Annotated in this window: 16 protein-coding genes and 1 pseudogene; 14 read left to right on the forward strand and 3 right to left on the reverse strand. The window is 38.8% G+C overall.

Annotated elements, in window-relative coordinates; translation table 11 throughout:
- The first annotated feature begins 3 nt into the window (after nt 1-3).
- The 11 genes and pseudogenes from ileS (at nt 4) to P20429_RS14950 (ending at nt 12,324) form a co-directional block, all read left to right on the forward strand.
- On the forward strand, nt 4-2,832 hold the full coding sequence (gene ileS / locus P20429_RS14995; RefSeq protein WP_007581369.1) for an isoleucine--tRNA ligase: 2,829 nt from the start codon (nt 4-6) through the stop codon (nt 2,830-2,832).
- A 12-nt stretch (nt 2,833-2,844) separates the two neighbouring features.
- A complete protein-coding gene (gene lspA, locus P20429_RS14990; protein WP_007376920.1) occupies nt 2,845-3,345 on the forward strand; it encodes a signal peptidase II in 501 nt (166 codons plus the stop codon).
- Entirely contained in the window at nt 3,342-3,782 is a 441-nt protein-coding gene (gene fkpB, locus P20429_RS14985) for an FKBP-type peptidyl-prolyl cis-trans isomerase (protein ID WP_002958231.1), read from the forward strand. The genes lspA and fkpB overlap by 4 nt, the downstream gene beginning before the upstream one ends.
- On the forward strand, nt 3,782-4,711 hold the full coding sequence (gene ispH, locus P20429_RS14980) for a 4-hydroxy-3-methylbut-2-enyl diphosphate reductase (protein ID WP_007581370.1): 930 nt from the start codon (nt 3,782-3,784) through the stop codon (nt 4,709-4,711). Before fkpB ends, ispH begins: the two co-directional genes overlap by 1 nt.
- Nucleotides 4,712-4,750: 39 nt before the next feature.
- Nucleotides 4,751-5,784 (forward strand): annotated as a pseudogene (locus P20429_RS21035) (sensor histidine kinase).
- Nucleotides 5,781-6,482, forward strand: a complete 702-nt coding sequence (locus P20429_RS14975; protein ID WP_007581373.1) for a LytTR family DNA-binding domain-containing protein — start codon at nt 5,781-5,783, stop codon at nt 6,480-6,482. The pseudogene P20429_RS21035 and the gene P20429_RS14975 overlap by 4 nt, the downstream one beginning before the upstream one ends.
- 183 nt (nt 6,483-6,665) lie before the next feature.
- Entirely contained in the window at nt 6,666-7,226 is a 561-nt protein-coding gene (pilV, locus tag P20429_RS14970; RefSeq protein WP_007581374.1) for a type IV pilus modification protein PilV, read from the forward strand.
- A gap of 1 nt (nt 7,227) precedes the next feature.
- On the forward strand, nt 7,228-8,223 hold the full coding sequence (locus P20429_RS14965; protein WP_007581375.1) for a PilW family protein: 996 nt from the start codon (nt 7,228-7,230) through the stop codon (nt 8,221-8,223).
- Nucleotides 8,211-8,714 (forward strand): hypothetical protein, encoded by a 504-nt coding sequence (locus P20429_RS14960; protein WP_007581376.1) that lies wholly within the window; start codon nt 8,211-8,213, stop codon nt 8,712-8,714. The genes P20429_RS14965 and P20429_RS14960 overlap by 13 nt, the downstream gene beginning before the upstream one ends.
- A gap of 1 nt (nt 8,715) precedes the next feature.
- Nucleotides 8,716-11,898, forward strand: a complete 3,183-nt coding sequence (locus P20429_RS14955) for a pilus assembly protein (protein ID WP_007581377.1) — start codon at nt 8,716-8,718, stop codon at nt 11,896-11,898.
- Between the two features lie 9 nt (nt 11,899-11,907).
- Nucleotides 11,908-12,324, forward strand: coding sequence for a type IV pilin protein (locus tag P20429_RS14950; protein WP_007581378.1), 417 nt, complete (start codon nt 11,908-11,910; stop codon nt 12,322-12,324).
- 6 nt (nt 12,325-12,330) lie between these two features.
- Here the strand turns inward: P20429_RS14950 and P20429_RS19235 are convergent, their stop codons facing one another.
- Nucleotides 12,331-12,861 carry a GspH/FimT family pseudopilin gene (locus tag P20429_RS19235; RefSeq protein WP_033026393.1) on the reverse strand — a complete coding sequence of 177 codons (531 nt, stop codon included), beginning with the start codon at nt 12,859-12,861 and terminating at the stop codon, nt 12,331-12,333.
- Nucleotides 12,862-12,940: 79 nt separating this feature from the next.
- Nucleotides 12,941-13,492 carry a GspH/FimT family pseudopilin gene (locus P20429_RS14945; RefSeq protein ID WP_007581379.1) on the reverse strand — a complete coding sequence of 184 codons (552 nt, stop codon included), beginning with the start codon at nt 13,490-13,492 and terminating at the stop codon, nt 12,941-12,943.
- A 160-nt stretch (nt 13,493-13,652) separates the two neighbouring features.
- Between P20429_RS14945 and glnB the strand changes: the two genes are divergently transcribed.
- The gene (gene glnB / locus P20429_RS14940) at nt 13,653-13,991 is read left to right on the forward strand and encodes a nitrogen regulatory protein P-II (RefSeq protein WP_002962211.1); all 339 of its coding nucleotides are present in this window, start codon (nt 13,653-13,655) and stop codon (nt 13,989-13,991) included.
- Between the two features lie 47 nt (nt 13,992-14,038).
- Here the strand turns inward: glnB and P20429_RS14935 are convergent, their stop codons facing one another.
- Nucleotides 14,039-14,803 carry an outer membrane protein assembly factor BamD gene (locus tag P20429_RS14935; protein WP_007581382.1) on the reverse strand — a complete coding sequence of 255 codons (765 nt, stop codon included), beginning with the start codon at nt 14,801-14,803 and terminating at the stop codon, nt 14,039-14,041.
- Between the two features lie 141 nt (nt 14,804-14,944).
- On the opposite strand from P20429_RS14935, the gene rluD reads away from it, so the two are divergent.
- Complete coding sequence (rluD, locus tag P20429_RS14930; RefSeq protein WP_007581384.1) at nt 14,945-15,922, forward strand: 23S rRNA pseudouridine(1911/1915/1917) synthase RluD; 978 nt, start codon at nt 14,945-14,947, stop codon at nt 15,920-15,922.
- Entirely contained in the window at nt 15,922-16,653 is a 732-nt protein-coding gene (gene pgeF, locus P20429_RS14925) for a peptidoglycan editing factor PgeF (RefSeq protein ID WP_007581386.1), read from the forward strand. The genes rluD and pgeF overlap by 1 nt, the downstream gene beginning before the upstream one ends.
- The last annotated feature ends 85 nt before the right edge of the window (nt 16,654-16,738 follow it).

Below are 16,738 nucleotides of genomic sequence, written 5' to 3' on the forward strand. Positions count from 1 at the left end.
TAAATGAGCGACTATAAACATACTTTGAACTTACCGGAAACACCGTTTCCAATGCGTGGCAATTTGGCACAACGTGAACCAAAAATGCTTAAAGCATGGTATGAAGACGACCTGTACGGTCAAATTCGCAGCGCTAAGAAAGGTAAAAAGACCTTTATTTTGCATGACGGCCCTCCGTATGCAAATGGCGACATCCATTTAGGCCACTCAGTTAATAAAATATTAAAAGACATTATTGTTAAGTCTAAAACATTATCTGACTTTGATTCACCATTAGTCCCAGGTTGGGATTGTCATGGTTTACCAATCGAGTTAATGGTTGAGAAAAAAGTAGGCAAGCCGGGCGTAAAAGTAACCGCGAGCGAGTTTCGTGAAAAATGCCGTGCATACGCTAAAAAACAAGTAGAAGGTCAAAAAGTTGATTTTAAACGTTTAGGCGTATTTGCAGATTGGGATAAGCCTTACTTAACAATGAACTTTGACTTTGAAGCGAATGCAATTCGTGTACTTGGTCGTATTATTGAAAAAGGTCATTTGCATAAAGGTGCTAAGCCTGTGCATTGGTGTACAGATTGTGGTTCTGCATTAGCAGAAGCTGAAGTTGAGTACCAAGATAAGCAATCACCAGCGATTGATGTACGTTTTACATTTGTTGATCAAGATGCTGTTGTAAGTGCATTTGATTTGGCTGATGGTCATAAAGGTGAAGGCAGTGTTGGTACTGTTATTTGGACAACAACACCGTGGACGCTTCCAGCAAACCGCGCGGTAGCTGTGCATGCCGATTTAGAATATGCATTGGTGCAGGTTGAAGATGAAGGTGTACAACAACGTCTAATTTTAGGCTCTGAGCTTGTTAAAGATGCAATGGACCGCTTTGGTTTTAATCACTTCCACGTATTAGGTTATGTAAAAGGTGCTGCACTTGAAAACTTACAAGTAGCCCATCCTTTTTATGATTTTAATGTACCAGTGATTGTTGCAGAACACGTAACGACTGACTCAGGTACCGGTGTTGTACATACAGCACCAGGGCATGGTCAAGAAGATTTCGTGGCTGGTTTAAATTACAACCTTGAAGTAGCTAACCCTGTTGGCGCTAATGGCGTTTATTTACCAGATACTGAACTTTTTGCAGGTCAGCATGTATTTAAAGCAAATGCGAGCGTAATTGAAGTATTAAAAGAGCACGGTGCATTAATGCATCATCATGCTATAACTCATAGTTACCCACATTGTTGGCGCCATAAAACACCGATTATTTTCCGTGCTACACCACAATGGTTTGTAAGTATGGATCAGGCTAACTTGCGTGAAGATTCTTTAAAAGAAATTAAAAACACGCAGTGGTTGCCAGAGTGGGGCGAAAGCCGTATTTCGAACATGGTTGAAAGCCGCCCAGATTGGTGTATATCTCGCCAACGTACTTGGGGTGTGCCAATTGCATTGTTTGCAGATAAAGATACCGGTGCACTTCATCCAAATACTCAAGAACTCATTGAGCAAGCTGCACAGTTAGTTGAAAAATCTGGTATTCAGGCATGGTACGATTTAGACCCTGCTACATTACTTGGTGAAGAAGATGCCAAGCAATACATGAAAGTGCAAGATACGCTAGATGTATGGTTTGACTCAGGTGTTTCACACGCATGTGTTGTAGACGCACGTGAAGACCTAGTTGGTCCAGCTGATTTATACCTTGAAGGTTCTGATCAACACCGTGGTTGGTTTATGTCATCAATGATGACATCAGTGGCTATTAATGGTCATGCGCCATACCGCCAAGTATTGACTCATGGTTTTACCGTTGATGAAAACGGTCGCAAAATGTCTAAGTCGCTAGGCAATGTTATTTCTCCACAAAATGTGATGAATAAACTAGGTGCCGACATTCTTCGTTTATGGGTTGCCTCTACCGATTACACGGCAGAAATGACTGTGTCGGATGAAATATTTAAACGCTCTGCCGATCGCTACCGCCGTATTCGTAACACTAGCCGTTACTTGCTTGCTAACCTAAATGGCTTTGATCCAAAAACAGATCAAGTTGCTGTTGATGATATGGTTGAGCTTGATAAGTGGATTGTTGGTCGTGCTGCTCAGTTGCAAGACGAAATTTTAGCCGCATACGATAGCTACCAAATGCTATTAGTAACGCAAAAGCTAATGAACTTCTGTACGGGTGAGCTTGGTTCGTTCTATTTAGACGTCATTAAAGATCGTCAGTACACAGCTAAGAGTGACAGCCATGCACGTCGTTCTTGTCAAACAGCGCTTTATCATATTGCAGAAGCAATGACGCGTTGGATGGCACCTATTATGAGCTTCACCGCACAAGAAATTTGGGAAGCTTTACCGGGTGAGCGTAGTGACTACGTATTTACATCTGTTTGGTATGATGGCTTACAAGCGCCAACAAATAGCCAATTTAGTAACGATGATTGGTTAGAAATTCTAACAGTACGCGACGAAGTAAACCGCTTATTAGAAGCTGCACGTAAAGAAGAAGTCATTGGTGCAACGCTTCAAGCAACGGTTAATTTATTTACTGGTAAAGAGCTTGCCGCTAAATTAAATGCGCTTGGTGATGAACTGCGTTTTGTATTATTAACATCGGCCGTAAATGTTTCTGAAGTTGATAGTCAGCCAGCTGATACACAAACTACCGAAATTGAAGGTTTATTCATTAGTGTTGCTGCAACAGATGCTGCGAAATGTGAGCGTTGTTGGCATTACAGTGAAGATGTAGGTGTTAACCCTGCTCATCCTGAAATTTGTGGTCGTTGTGTAAGTAATGTTGACGGCGAAGGCGAAAAGCGTCAATTCGCTTAGGAGTTATTCTTAGTGAGCAAACTAGCCCAAAAAAGTGGTTTAGTGTGGCTTTGGTTGAGTCTATTACTACTAGTAATAGACTTTGCCAGTAAAACACTTGTTGTAGGGACTATGGCTTATCAAGAGTCGATAAACTTACTCCCTGTTTTTAGTATTACTTATGTGCATAACTATGGTGCTGCTTATAGCTTTTTAAGTGAAGCGGGTGGTTGGCAGCGTTGGTTTTTAAGTGCGATTGCCATTGCTATTAGTGCTTTACTTGTGTGGTGGCTAAAACGCTTACCTGCAACAAACAAAGTACTATGCGGTGCTTATGCACTGGTACTTGCAGGCGCTATTGGTAATTTATACGATCGTATTGCGTATGGTTATGTAATCGACTTTATTCACGTATTTTATAAAGACTCACATTTTCCTGTATTCAATATTGCTGATTGCGCTATTTGTATTGGCGCAGCATTATTGTTATTTGATGCCTTTACCGGCGAGAGTCCGAAGGAGCATAAAGCATGAGCCAAGCTGTAATTGGTGAAAACTCGCAAGTTATTTTCCATTTTTCTATTAAATTAGAAGATGGCTCTGCCGCCGATTCTACCAAGGTGCACAACAAACCTGCTAAATTAACAATGGGCGATGGCAGCTTAACGGCAAACTTCGAAAAGTGTTTATTAGGTTTAACTGCAGGCGAAAGTAAAACGTTTGAATTAGAACCTGAAGATGCGTTTGGTCAGCCAAATCCAGATAATATTTACTACGTTGACCGTAGTAAATTTGGCCCAGAAACACCAGCTAAGGTAGGTGCAATTATTGCGTTTACTCAACCAGACGGTACTGAGCTTCCTGGATTAGTTCGCGAAGTGCAAGGTGAGTCGGTAACGATTGATTTTAATCACCCTTTATCTGGCCAACGTTTAACGTTTGAAGTTGATATTATTGAGGTGGAAGGTTAATGGAAATATTACTAGCTAATCCACGCGGCTTTTGCGCTGGTGTTGACCGTGCTATTAGTATTGTTGAGCGCGCCCTAGATATTTTTGAAAAGCCAATTTATGTGCGCCACGAAGTAGTACATAACCGTTATGTGGTTGATGGATTAAAAAGTCGTGGTGCGGTATTTGTTGAAGAGCTTGATCAAGTACCTGACGACAGCATTGTTATTTTTAGTGCACATGGTGTTTCGCAAGCGGTTCGCTCAGAGGCTAAACGTCGTGATTTAAAAGTATTTGATGCAACGTGTCCGCTTGTAACTAAAGTACATATGGAAGTTACACGTGCGAGTCGCAAAGGTATTGAGTGTATTTTAATTGGACACCATGGCCACCCTGAAGTAGAGGGAACAATGGGACAATATGATAACTCAGCCGGTGGCATTTATCTTGTTGAAACCGTTGATGATGTTGTTGCGCTTAATGTAAAAAATGCTGAAAATCTTTTTTATTGCAGCCAAACAACACTCTCAGTTGATGACACAGCAGATGTTATTGATGCACTACGCAATAAATTCCCATCAATTGACGGACCTCGTAAAGATGACATTTGTTATGCAACGCAAAATCGTCAAGACGCTGTTCGTGACTTAGCTGATAAAGTTGATGTGCTATTAGTTGTTGGCGCTAAAAATAGCTCTAACTCTAATCGCTTACGTGAACTTGCAGATAAAATGGGCACAGTTGCTTATTTAATTGATGACGCAACTGATGTACAAGAGCAGTGGGTTTCAGGCTCTAAATCAGTTGGCGTAACTGCGGGTGCATCTGCGCCAGAAGTACTTGTACAACAAGTAATAAGCCGATTAAAAGAGCTAGGTGGCACACAGGTTGTTGAGAACCCAGGTGAAGTAGAAAATATAGTATTTGCTGTTCCTGTAGAGCTACGTTAATTTAAATATATTAAACATTTAGATTAAAGGAGAGTCGTTATGAGCAAGTCACTTCAAAATGATGGTTTGCTTTTTTCGGCTCTTTTTAATGAGCGAGGCGTATTAGCCACGCTTATTGTTTCTCAAGTTATTGCTATTGTTTTAGCTTTTGCACCTAATGTAGAAGGAGATATTTGGCTACGACTTGGGATCATTAGTTTGTTTATGCATTTAATTGTTTTAGTCGGTACCTCTTCTTTATACTTCTGTAGATTTTTCTTACAAAAACGTACTCAAACTTTTCAATTAAGTTTATTTTTTGCCTTTTTTTATTATCTACCTGTATTTTTAGTATTTTATTTTCTCATTTTGCTTTTGATATAGATGATACAAATAACCTAATTTATTTCACACTTCGCAATTGCATTATAGTGGCTTTACTGGCGGCTTTATTCGTCCAGTTTTTATTAATTCATTTTGAAAAAGAGCAGCAAACTAAAGCACTTTCTCGTGCAGAGCTTGATGCCCTACAAGCTAGAATACGTCCTCATTTTTTATATAATAGTTTAAACACTGCTGCAGAGCTTACTCATCATGATGCCGATGCGGCAGAACAGGCTATTTTAGCATTAGCCGCCTTATCACAGGCTGCAATGCACTCGGGGAAGAATGTATCTCTTGAAGATGAAATAACGTTGAGTAAGCAATATATCGCACTTGAAACGTGGCGTTTTGGTAATCGCTTAAGAGTTGATTGGCAAATACCTAATGAACTACCCGCATTGAGCATTCCTTGCTTAACCCTGCAGCCATTAATTGAAAATGCGGTATGCCACGGCGTTGAAACAAGTGAGCATGGTGCAGAAATAAAAGTAGAGCTACATATCACTACCGGCTATATAACCATGATTGTTTCTAACCCTATAACAATTTCTAATGCTCAAACTAGGCCTAATAACGGAATGGCGCTTGAAAATATTCGCCAGCGATTAAATATTTATTATAAAAATAAAGCGCAGCTAACAATTACTAATAAAAATGATGTGTTTAGGGTCAAGGTCGTTATCCCTAAGCTAATTGAGGGCAGTGTATGAATGTACTCATTGTTGATGATGAACCTCTTGCGAGATCTCGCTTAATCCGTTTGTTAACACATGATAAAAGCATAGTTGTACAAGGTGAGGCAAGTAATGGTAAGGAAGCTCTAGTACTTGCTAAAAAGCAAACGCCAGATTTGATTTTTTTAGATGTTGATATGCCTGGTATGAATGGTTTACAAGTTGCTAATGAGCTCAATAGTTTAACTCTACCTCCTGCTATTGTTTTTATAACTGCCCACCCTGAGCATGCCTTCGATGCTTTACAATTAAGCGCTGCAGGTTATTTAGTTAAACCTATTTCAGAGCAATCACTGCAGAAGGTTCTTAAGCAAGTTGGGCGTTTAAATAAAGTACATATTCAAAAACAACAAAATGTAAAAATCTCTTATCAGCTAGCTGGTACTCTACGTAGTGTTGATATAAATGATGTTTTGTACTTTAGTGCCGAAGAAAAGTATACCAAAATGATATTCTCAGGTGGAGAGGCTTTACTGGAGCAAAGCCTAAAGCAATTAGAGCTGCAATATCCCGCATATGTTTTACGAATTCACCGCAATACATTGGTGCATAAACAAAAAGTAATAGCCTTGCATTCAAAAGGGAATGGCAATCATATGATTGAGCTACAAGGGGGCAGTGAGTTATTGCCAGTGAGCCGCCGCGAGCTTAAATTAGTTAAAAATACGCTTTAGACTTATTTCGCAATTAAGTTGCCTCTGACTTAAATGCATTTACGCTTAATTACTACTGTTTTGTTGAATGAGCCGATTTAATTAACCGTTTATCAACAAATATAACCGCTTGTCTTAGTCCTCATTGATTCCTCAAATAAATAGCATAAACTTATAATCAGATAATTTTTATTTGGTTCTACTATGCAGTCATCTCAAACAAAAGTGCAAAGAGGCTTCACTCTAATTGAAGTGTTAATTGCATTTATTATTCTTAGTTTTGGCCTTTTAGGCGCAGTTGCCCTGCAAGCAAAAGCAAAGCAAGCAAGCTTTGATTCTATGCAGCGTGCTGCTGCAGTTGCACTTGGTAATGATATTGTGCAGCGTATCCGTGCTAACGATACCCCTCAAATAGCGGGACTGTACACACAAACATTTGATAGTGAAACTGCAACGACAACCTCGCAAACGTGCTTTACAAATACTTGTAGCGCAGCGCAAGTTGCGGCCTTAGATCTTGAACAGTGGAAAAGAGCTATAAGAGCTCGAGAAAATACGGGATCTTTAGATGGTGCTACCGTATGTATTGCACCTACAGCAGTTGCTGGCTCGGGTGGTAAGGCATTTAATTTAGAAGTAATTGTTTCGTGGCAAGGTCGGCAAGAGTTTAATGCAAATGATGCTACTGGCGCAATAAAGTGTGGAACGGCTGACAAAAAGCGTCGCTTAGTTGTTTTGACTAGTTACATTTACCTTAGGAGCTAACATGAAGCAAAAAGGTTTTACACTTGTAGAAATGATGATTTCATTATTTATTGGTGGATTAATACTAGGTGGCGTTATGTTCACCTATATAGGTATGAAAGTAACCACTAAAGATACGATGACTATTGGTGAACTTCAAGAATCAGGGCGCCTTGCAATTAACATAATGCAACGTGATATTGAACAAATTGGCTTTTGGGGAACTTATTATGACGATTCGTTCACTGCAGTAAATACAGATACATTAGCAAACCCTGGAACAGACTGCTTTGAAGGGTTAAATAATGGGAGTTTTCCTGATTTTGCTACAGCTAGTAATTTTAGAACTATTTACGCAAAGGTTGCTGGAGAATCAAAAGAGCTTAACTGCCTAAATAATCCAATTAAAAGCACTGACATTATTCAATTAAAATTTTTACAAGGCAAGAGCTTAACAGTTAATACAGTAACTAATGAGACTCAGGCTGATGAAAACTACTTTGTAGCTGAGCAAGAGAAAGCTCAATTTTTCCGTGGAACGGTTAACGCTGCGACTCTTAATGTTAATGCAACCGTTTGGCCTTACAGCCATCATGTTTATTATCTATCAGAACAAACTTATAAAGTTAATAATAAAAATTTAACTGTACCTGCATTAATGAGAAAGCGCCTGGTTGGTGGAAGCATCAACACAGAAACTATTATGGAAGGTGTTGAGAACATGCGGTTTGTTTTTGGTCTTGATACTAACAGTGATAATCGTGTAGATACCTACCGAAGTATTCAAGATATGAAGTATACAGATTGGGAAAATCGTAAAGGTATTTTAACTGTTCAGGTTTTTTTATTAATACGCGCATTACAGCCAGACCCAGGAGTTAAAATTAAAAACCAAACTTATACGTTAGGTGAGGATGAAGATAAGCGTGTATTAACATTTACCGATAATTTCAGACGTACTGTGTTTACTACTACTATTCGATTAAATAATGTTGGATCAAATTTATGGCGTATTTAAAACAATCACGAAAAAAACAGCAAGGTGTAGTTCTAATTACAGCTTTAATAATGGTTATTGCAGTGACCGGTATTGCTGTAACACTTATGAGCAGTAGTAGTATTGATATTAAAATTACCAATGCAGCACAAGAGCGCGAAGTGGCCGAAAATGAACTCATTGGTGAAGTGCAGCGCATGATCTCTGATGAGGCAAATCAAGGCGCTAATAATCAGTTCTTCCTGACTCCCGATGAAGTAACTGCAATCGCGGATGGTGATGACAAAGGTATGGTGATTGCAAATCATGCAGATATGCAAAGCAAAATGACTAACCTGAACAAGGGGGCGTTAGATTTAGAATGTCCTCGACGCTTCAATTTTACAGCAGGTATATCGTGCAATATGTTACAGGTTGCCACAACAATAGAATATGGATCTAAAAGTAAACATGAACTAACTATTGTTACAGGTATAGCACAAGAAATGGCCAGCGTAAGCAAGGGGATTTAAGATGAAATTTAAATTAAACAAAGTGTTAGCCTCTTTGCTTGGCTTAACAATAAGTGTGTCGGTATTCGCTGAGGATATTGAGCTTTATGTAAATCATGATGTAGAGACAGACGAAAATCCAAGAGTGTTAATGATATTTGATACCTCTGGCAGTATGGCCTGGGATGTTGTAGATGGAGGCCAGTGTTATCGTCGATATCAAAATGGACAGTTTTATACATCAGATTGTTTTAAAAGTCAGACTTACTTTAGTTACACACAGCAATGTTACAAGTCTGTAAACGGATATGCACAAGCTGTTTGTGAAGATAGCCGCTTATTAGTAGCTAAAAACGCTGTTAGCCAACTTATTACCGATAATGATGATATTGATTTTGGTTTAATGAGATTTAGAGAAAGTTCAGGTGGCTATGTACTAGCAAGGCTTGGTGCTAACAAAAACACTTTACTTAATGAAGTTGACGATTTGCCTGCAAGTGGTGCAACTCCTTTAACTGAAACATTATGGGAGGCGTATAGGTATATTACTGGGCAAAGCCTTTATTATGGGTATGGTATTAACAGCAGAGATAAAGCAGCCGATGCTAATGGAACTTATAAGTCACCATTTAAAAAGGAATCAGGAGATCCTCTCAGGTGCGATAACTCAATTAATATTATTTTGATGACTGATGGAGACCCTACTAACGATGATGGTCGTGATGATCAGATTAAAAGTGTACATAATAATTTATTTAATGATTCAATCCCTTTTGTGAGCGGTGATTATTCTAATAGCTATTTAGTTGCTCTATCAAAAATAATACATGGAACAAATAATACAAAAGTAGATTTATACTCTGATACAAGTGATGTGCTAGATACTGGTAGAGTTTTTACCATTGGCTTTGGCACAGGAATGAGCGAGGGCGGTATCGACTTACTAGAGAAAGCTGCATCAGTTGGTGGAGGCCAGTACTTAGAGGCGCGAACTTCAGAAGCTTTATCTGAAGCATTAAAAAATACTATTTCAAGAATTAGAGAAGTAAATGATAGTTTTTCATCGCCTTCCGTTGCGAGTAATAATGTAGATCAAACTCGTAGCCGGGATGCTGTTTATTTTGCCATGTTTTACCCTGAAACCGGTGCCCGTTGGCGTGGAAACTTAAAAAAACTGAAAGTATCAGGGAATCAAATTGTTGATTCAAAAGGATTGTCGGCACTTGATGAGAATGGTTTAATTGACGAAAATGCAGAAACATTTTGGTTGCCAAGTGGGGAGCCAGCAGATGGTAACTTAGTTGCACAAGGTGGTGTGAACCTTCATTTAACGACATTAGATTCAGATAGCCGTAATTTATACACTGACAATCAGGGATCTATAGTAAATTTTAATACCTCAGTTGTGAGTGATATTCTCAATTTAGTCGGTAACAATCCGCTAAGCTTATCGAGTAATGATATCAAATGGGCAATGGGTATAGACGTTGATGATGAAGATGGCGATGGGTCTAGCGTTGACCAGCGCAAAGATATTTTTGGTGACCCTCTGCATTCTAAACCTGTTGCAATCGACTATGGTAATGATGATATTCGAGTTTTGATAGGAACTAATGCTGGCTTTTTACATATGTTTAAGGATTCAGATGATAGTGTAAGTGAAAGTTGGGCATTTATACCGTCTGCTTTATACAACATTATTGAACCTCTACGTGAAAATCAAGCCGATACGAAAGTATATGGTATGGATGGTCCTATTAGTATTTATTTTGATAATAAAAACTTAAATAGTGATGGTTTAAATGACGGTATTATTGATGCGAGTGGTGACGATAAAGTGTGGGCTTTTGCGGGGATGCGTCGCGGTGGTAAAAATTATTACGGACTTGATATAACAAACCCAAACATACCAAAAAAATTATGGGACGCACCAATAGAAGGCGGAAAAGGTGATTTTAAAGAGCTTGCGCAAACATGGTCAAAGCCACAAATAGCCTATATTAAAGCATTTGGTGATAAGCCTTTATTAATTTTTGGTGCTGGATACGATACAAATAAAGATGCAGCTATTCGTAGTGAGGATGATATAGGGCGAGGTATCTATATTGTTGAAGCTGAAACCGGTAAAAGGGTGTGGGCATTAACACCGGATATTAATGGCTTTAAAGGTAAGCATAGTATTGCTGCAGACATAACCACGCTTGACTCAGATTATGATGGATATATAGACCGAATTTATGCGGCAGATACCGGAGGTGATATTTGGCGTGTAGATATGCCAGGTAGTAACACTAGCGAGTTTAGCCATTATAAATTAGCTGAGCTTGGTAGTAATAAAGCAACTGAGGACCGACGCTTTTTCTATAAACCACTCGTAGCACGTACAATTTATAGTAAAGTAAGCGAGTCAACAGTTAATGGTAGTACCGTTATAACACGCTTAGATACACCGTATGATGCCATAGTTATCGGCAGTGGTAATCGCTCAAAACCAACCGGCACCAATGAAAAAGATCAATTGTTTATGATCAGAGATGAAAATACGGTTACTAAATCGTATAAAACGAATGCACCAGATACTATTGTGCCTGCTGATTTGATGCAAATGAATTCAGACCCATTTGGCAATGCTCTAGATGACGTTGATGATTTTGTTGACTTAGAAGTGGACTTGGCTAAATTTAATGGCTGGAGATATGAGTTAGGAACGGGTGAAAAGTCGCTAGCTGCTGCCACAGTTGTTGGAGGTGTTGCCTATTTTACAAGCTTCACACCTGCATCAGATACATCGACTGAAAATCAATGTTCGCTAAGTGGTGGTGGTGGTTCTTTATACGCTTTTCACTTACATTACGGTACTAAGGTGTATGACGACCTTAAATTTACAACCAGCTATGATGTACCAGATACACCTCAGTTATACTTTGGTGAAAGCCCTTCATGTGTAGATGGTAATGGCGATGGTAAATGTGATGACGACCCAACAGTTGACGTAATACAAGAAAGTCAGTTTTATTTAATTGGGCCTGGTATTAAAGGTGAAAATGCGGAAAATCCAATGAAACCTGTAGAAATAAAAGGTCCTGGTTTAACTGTTGTCGATGGTAAAGTTGTGTTGGTTAATGACAATGCAGTAGGGTTTGGCTTTAAAACCCAACAAACATATATCTATAAACGTGAAGAAAATGACGAAGTTAATAATTAAGGAAATTAGATGAAAAAACAACACGGGTTTACCTTAATTGAGCTGATGATAGCCGTTGCTATCGTCGGCATACTCGCTTCAATTGCGCTGCCTAACTATACTGAATATGTAAAGCGTGCTTCGCGCGCTGAAGCTGCTGCAGCATTGTTAGATGCTGCAAACAAGGAGGAGCAGTATTTTGTGGATAATAGGGAATATACAGGGACATTTACTGATTTAGGATTGCAAAGTAAAACCGAAAATGGCCATTTTGAGCTATCCATAAAGGTAGTTGATAGCAATACCTTCACTATTACAGCTAAGCCTATAGCCGGTGCTGTAAAGGGGGATAACGATTGTAAAGAGCTTACAATTACTGACACAGGCCTCAAAGGTGCAAAAGGAAGTAAAGGTAACTCTGATATTGATTATTGTTGGGGTCGATAGCCTAGATTACTTCTTCTGACACTTATCAGTTGATTTGATGCGAATTCTACCCGTTTGACTTACAGATAAAGCCAATCCTTCGAGATTGGCTTTATTGCTATTGGGGCAATATATAAAAGTCCCATTTTGAAAACCATTTAAAGAACCATCTGGACGAAATGTAATGGCGTTGCGCGGATACTCTAAAGTATCAGCATCATGGACATCCTCGAAAGTGCTTAAGAGTAACTCATCATCATCTAGAGTCGTTGATTTATCTTTATCGATAAATAGTGACATTTGACCATCCCACTCGTCCTTTGTACATTGACTGCCTTTTAGTGCGCAAAGCGTGACGTAAGTACCATTTTCAATTGCGTAAAGGCGGCCATAATTTATATTTCGATGTAGTAGATTCACATGGTTATCTAATCGGTTTTTAGCCAAGAAGTCTGGATAAAACCACATCGATAATTGACTGATTACACTGACAACAGCCATTGAAACCATTAATTCAAGAAGTGTCACTCCCTTGTTTTTTGATATTGATAATCTCATCCTTGAAGACCTGAGTTAATAAATGATTAACTCAGTCTAGTAAATGATACAAATATGACAAGATGAATTTGTATGTTTTTTAACCGCAAGTCTGAGCTGTATCACCGGTATAAAAAGAAGTACCAGATTGAGATACTGTTAAAGCTTTATTATTTTCACTGCCATTATTAGGACAAAATACAAAATCACCGGGGTTCGTTGTTATTCGACCACTGGTATTAAACCGTAATCTCCTATCATTACCAGTATATTTTATTTTGTCATTAAGGCTTATTTTTTCCATAACTCGTAGTAAAGAGTCTGTAGAGCTGTTGTATTGACCGCTATTATCACCATCAATGAATACAATGATAATTTTATTTCTGTCCCATCGATTACGACATTGCATTGTGTCATTTTGATTTTTTACTTCACCGTGCTGCGCGGCACATATAACGACTATTTCATCTGTACTTGCTGCTTGAGAGCGTGCATAGCTAATATTTCTTTTTAACTCCAACAAAAAATTCTCAGCTCTATTTTCTTCTAGCATATCGCTGCTATTCCAAATCGCAATAGATGCAATGATCCCAACGATAGCAACGGTTACCATGAGTTCTAAAAGAGTGAATCCGTTTTGTTTGTTTTTCATATTAATCTCATTTACTGCTAGTCATTTAAGTATAGCTATTTTTATACAATAAATTATACCATGATCGGTTGTTTTATCACCGTAATTCAATCGCTTTGTTTGCTATGAACATCATGATTGTCTAAAATCGAGGCAACTGGAGCTTTCAAAAGTAATTAATATGAAAAAAATAGAAGCAATTATCAAACCTTTTAAGTTAGACGATGTGCGTGAAGCGTTGTCGGATGTAGGTATTACAGGTATGACGGTAAGCGAAGTTAAAGGCTTTGGACGTCAAAAAGGTCACACTGAGTTATATCGTGGCGCAGAGTATATGGTTGATTTTTTACCTAAAGTAAAACTTGATATTGTATTGACTGATGAAGATGTAGACCGTGCAATTGAAGTTATTGTAAAAACGGCACAAACAGGAAAAATCGGTGACGGTAAAATATTTGTCACTGATGTTGAGCGTGTAATACGTATTCGTACTGCTGAGGAAGATGAAGAAGCGATTTAAGATTTTCTTCTACGCAGTAAAAAGGCGCTTACTAAGCGCCTTTTTGTTTATTTAGTTCTTTTATTTAGTCTTCGTGTTTGCTTTGCGTGCTCACTAAGCTCAGTTAAACCTAATTGGTCGTAACTTTTTTCCATCATTTCAAGCGCGGGATCCAAGTAACTGCTTTGTGAGTAGTGTTCAACAACAAACTTACCTCTATTAGCAGCAGCTAAATAAGCTTCACGCTCATAATAGTAAGTGGCTACTTTTAATTCATAACGTGCCATACGATTTAAAAGCCATACTAAACGACGCTTAGCTTCAGGCGCGTAATCACTTTTCGGAAAGCGTTTTACTAGTGTCGATAAATCGGTAAATGCAACACGTGTACGGTTAGCATCTCTATCAGCTCTATCTACACCAAAGTACTCTTGGAACGCATTTTTATCTGCTTTAATGTTTACTAAACCACGCATGTAATACATGTAATCTAGGTCTTTATGGTTTGGATTTAAGCGGATAAAGCGGTCAATGGTTGCAAGTGCTTGTTCAGTATTACCTGATTGGTAATGTGCATACACTAAGTCCATTTGTACTTGTTTAGAGAATGGGCCAAACGGGTAGCGAGAATCTATTGCACTCAAAAGTTCAATTGCGCGAGCATATAAACCAGAATCTAGTGTTTCTTTTGCGTCTTCATATAAAGCGTGTGCAGACTTATTCGGTACACGTTGAATGTCTTCTTGGTCTGGAGCAGACGAACAAGCGCCTAAACTAAGTACAGAAACTGAAAAAACAATGGCAAATGCACGTTTCCCTATTTTATTTATCATTTTATTTGTTACCTTCGATGTCTTCGGCTAGGCCAAGTCGGTAAAACCGAGTAAACTATGCGTATTATATTATGCTTTTATTAAAAGCGATTCTAACCCAGTCGAGCAAAGCTTGCACTGGTAAATTGGGTAAAGTTACTAATGTCAGAGCAAATTTCTCTTCAAGCCGACGTTCCAACCGAATTAGGTGGTAAACGTCTAGACCAAGTATTAGCACAATTGTTCCCTGATTATTCACGTTCTCGTATAAAAACGTGGATATTGGATGATAAAATCACCGTAGACGGTGAAATTTTCAACACTCCACGCGAAAAGCTACTAGGTGGTGAAGTTGTAAGTGTTGAAACAACAATTGAAGCACCACGCGAATACGAAGCACAAGATATCAAATTAAACATTGTTTATGAAGACGATGATATTTTGGTAATTAATAAACCAATGGGCCTAGTGGTTCACCCTGGTGCGGGTAATCCTAATGGAACAGTGCTAAACGCATTACTACATTACTACCCTGAAATAATTAACGTACCACGCGCGGGTATTGTGCATCGTTTAGATAAAGACACGACCGGTTTAATGGTTGTAGCTAAAACGATTCCAGCACAAACGCATTTAGTGACAGCGCTGCAAAAGCGTGAAAACTTTACGCGTGAATATGAAGCACTGTGTAATGGTACTATGACCGCAGGTGGTATGGTTGAAAAAGCAATTGGCCGCCATCCGACTCAGCGTACGCATATGGCAGTACATGAACTGGGTAAACCGGCAATTACACATTACCGTGTTGCTGAGAAATTCCGTGCTCATACTCGTTTACGTCTGCGCTTAGAAACAGGTCGTACTCACCAGATTCGTGTGCATATGGCACATTTAAATCACCCGCTAATTGGCGATCAATCTTATGGCGGCCGTCCGCGTCCACCTAAAGGTGCAACACCTGAGTTATTTGAGTTACTTCGTAGCTTTAGACGCCAAGCACTACATGCTGTAAAATTGAGTATTGCGCACCCAATCACGGGTGAAATGATGACATGGCAAGCACCTATCCCAGACGATATGGTTGCTATGACACTCGCATTACGTGAAGATACTAAAGCTAATCCTGATATCGATAGATAATGCACTTATTGTCAGCGACATGGCAAAACCTTCATAAAGTAGGAACGTTAAGTACTACTTGTGAAGGTGGGGTTTCAAAAATCCCATTTAAAAGTTTTAACTTGGGATTCCATGTTGGTGATAATCAAAATCATGTATCAAAAAATCGCTCATTATTAACAAATCTCCTACCTAAACCTGCCGTGTGGCTAAATCAAGTTCATAGCTCTAATGTTGTTATTGTTGATGAACATTTTGATTTTGATGAGTTACACGATGCTGATGCGCTTTATACTCAGTTATTAAATCAGCCTTTGGCTATAATGACTGCCGATTGTTTACCTATTTTATTAGTCAGTGATGATGAAAAAGAAGTTGCAGCTATACATGGCGGCTGGCGAGGGCTTGAGCAGGGAATTATTAAAAATACTTTGGAATGTTTTAGCTCAAAGTATGAAAATATAAATGCGTGGCTAGGGCCTGCAATTGGGCCAACTCGATTTGAGGTTGGGGCTGAAGTGTTTGAGTTATTTCAAAAAAGGTCCCCTTCATTTATTCACGCATTTACACCACAAGCTAATGGTAAATATCTTGCTGATATCTATGGTATTGCGCGTACTTTACTTACCCAGCAAGGCGTTAAAAATATTACGGGTGGCGACTACTGCACAGTCTCTCAAAGTGACTTATTTTTTTCTTATCGACGAGATGGACAAACTGGACGTATGGCTAGTTTGATCTGGCGCAAGTAATTCACATCTTTAATCATTATATTTCCCCCTACACCTTGAACAAACACCTAAACATACCCATTAATTAAGCAATTAGATTATTTAA

It is taken from the genome of Pseudoalteromonas sp. BSi20429 (assembly GCF_000238895.1).
In the GTDB taxonomy this organism is placed as follows: Bacteria; Pseudomonadota; Gammaproteobacteria; order Enterobacterales; family Alteromonadaceae; genus Pseudoalteromonas; species Pseudoalteromonas arctica.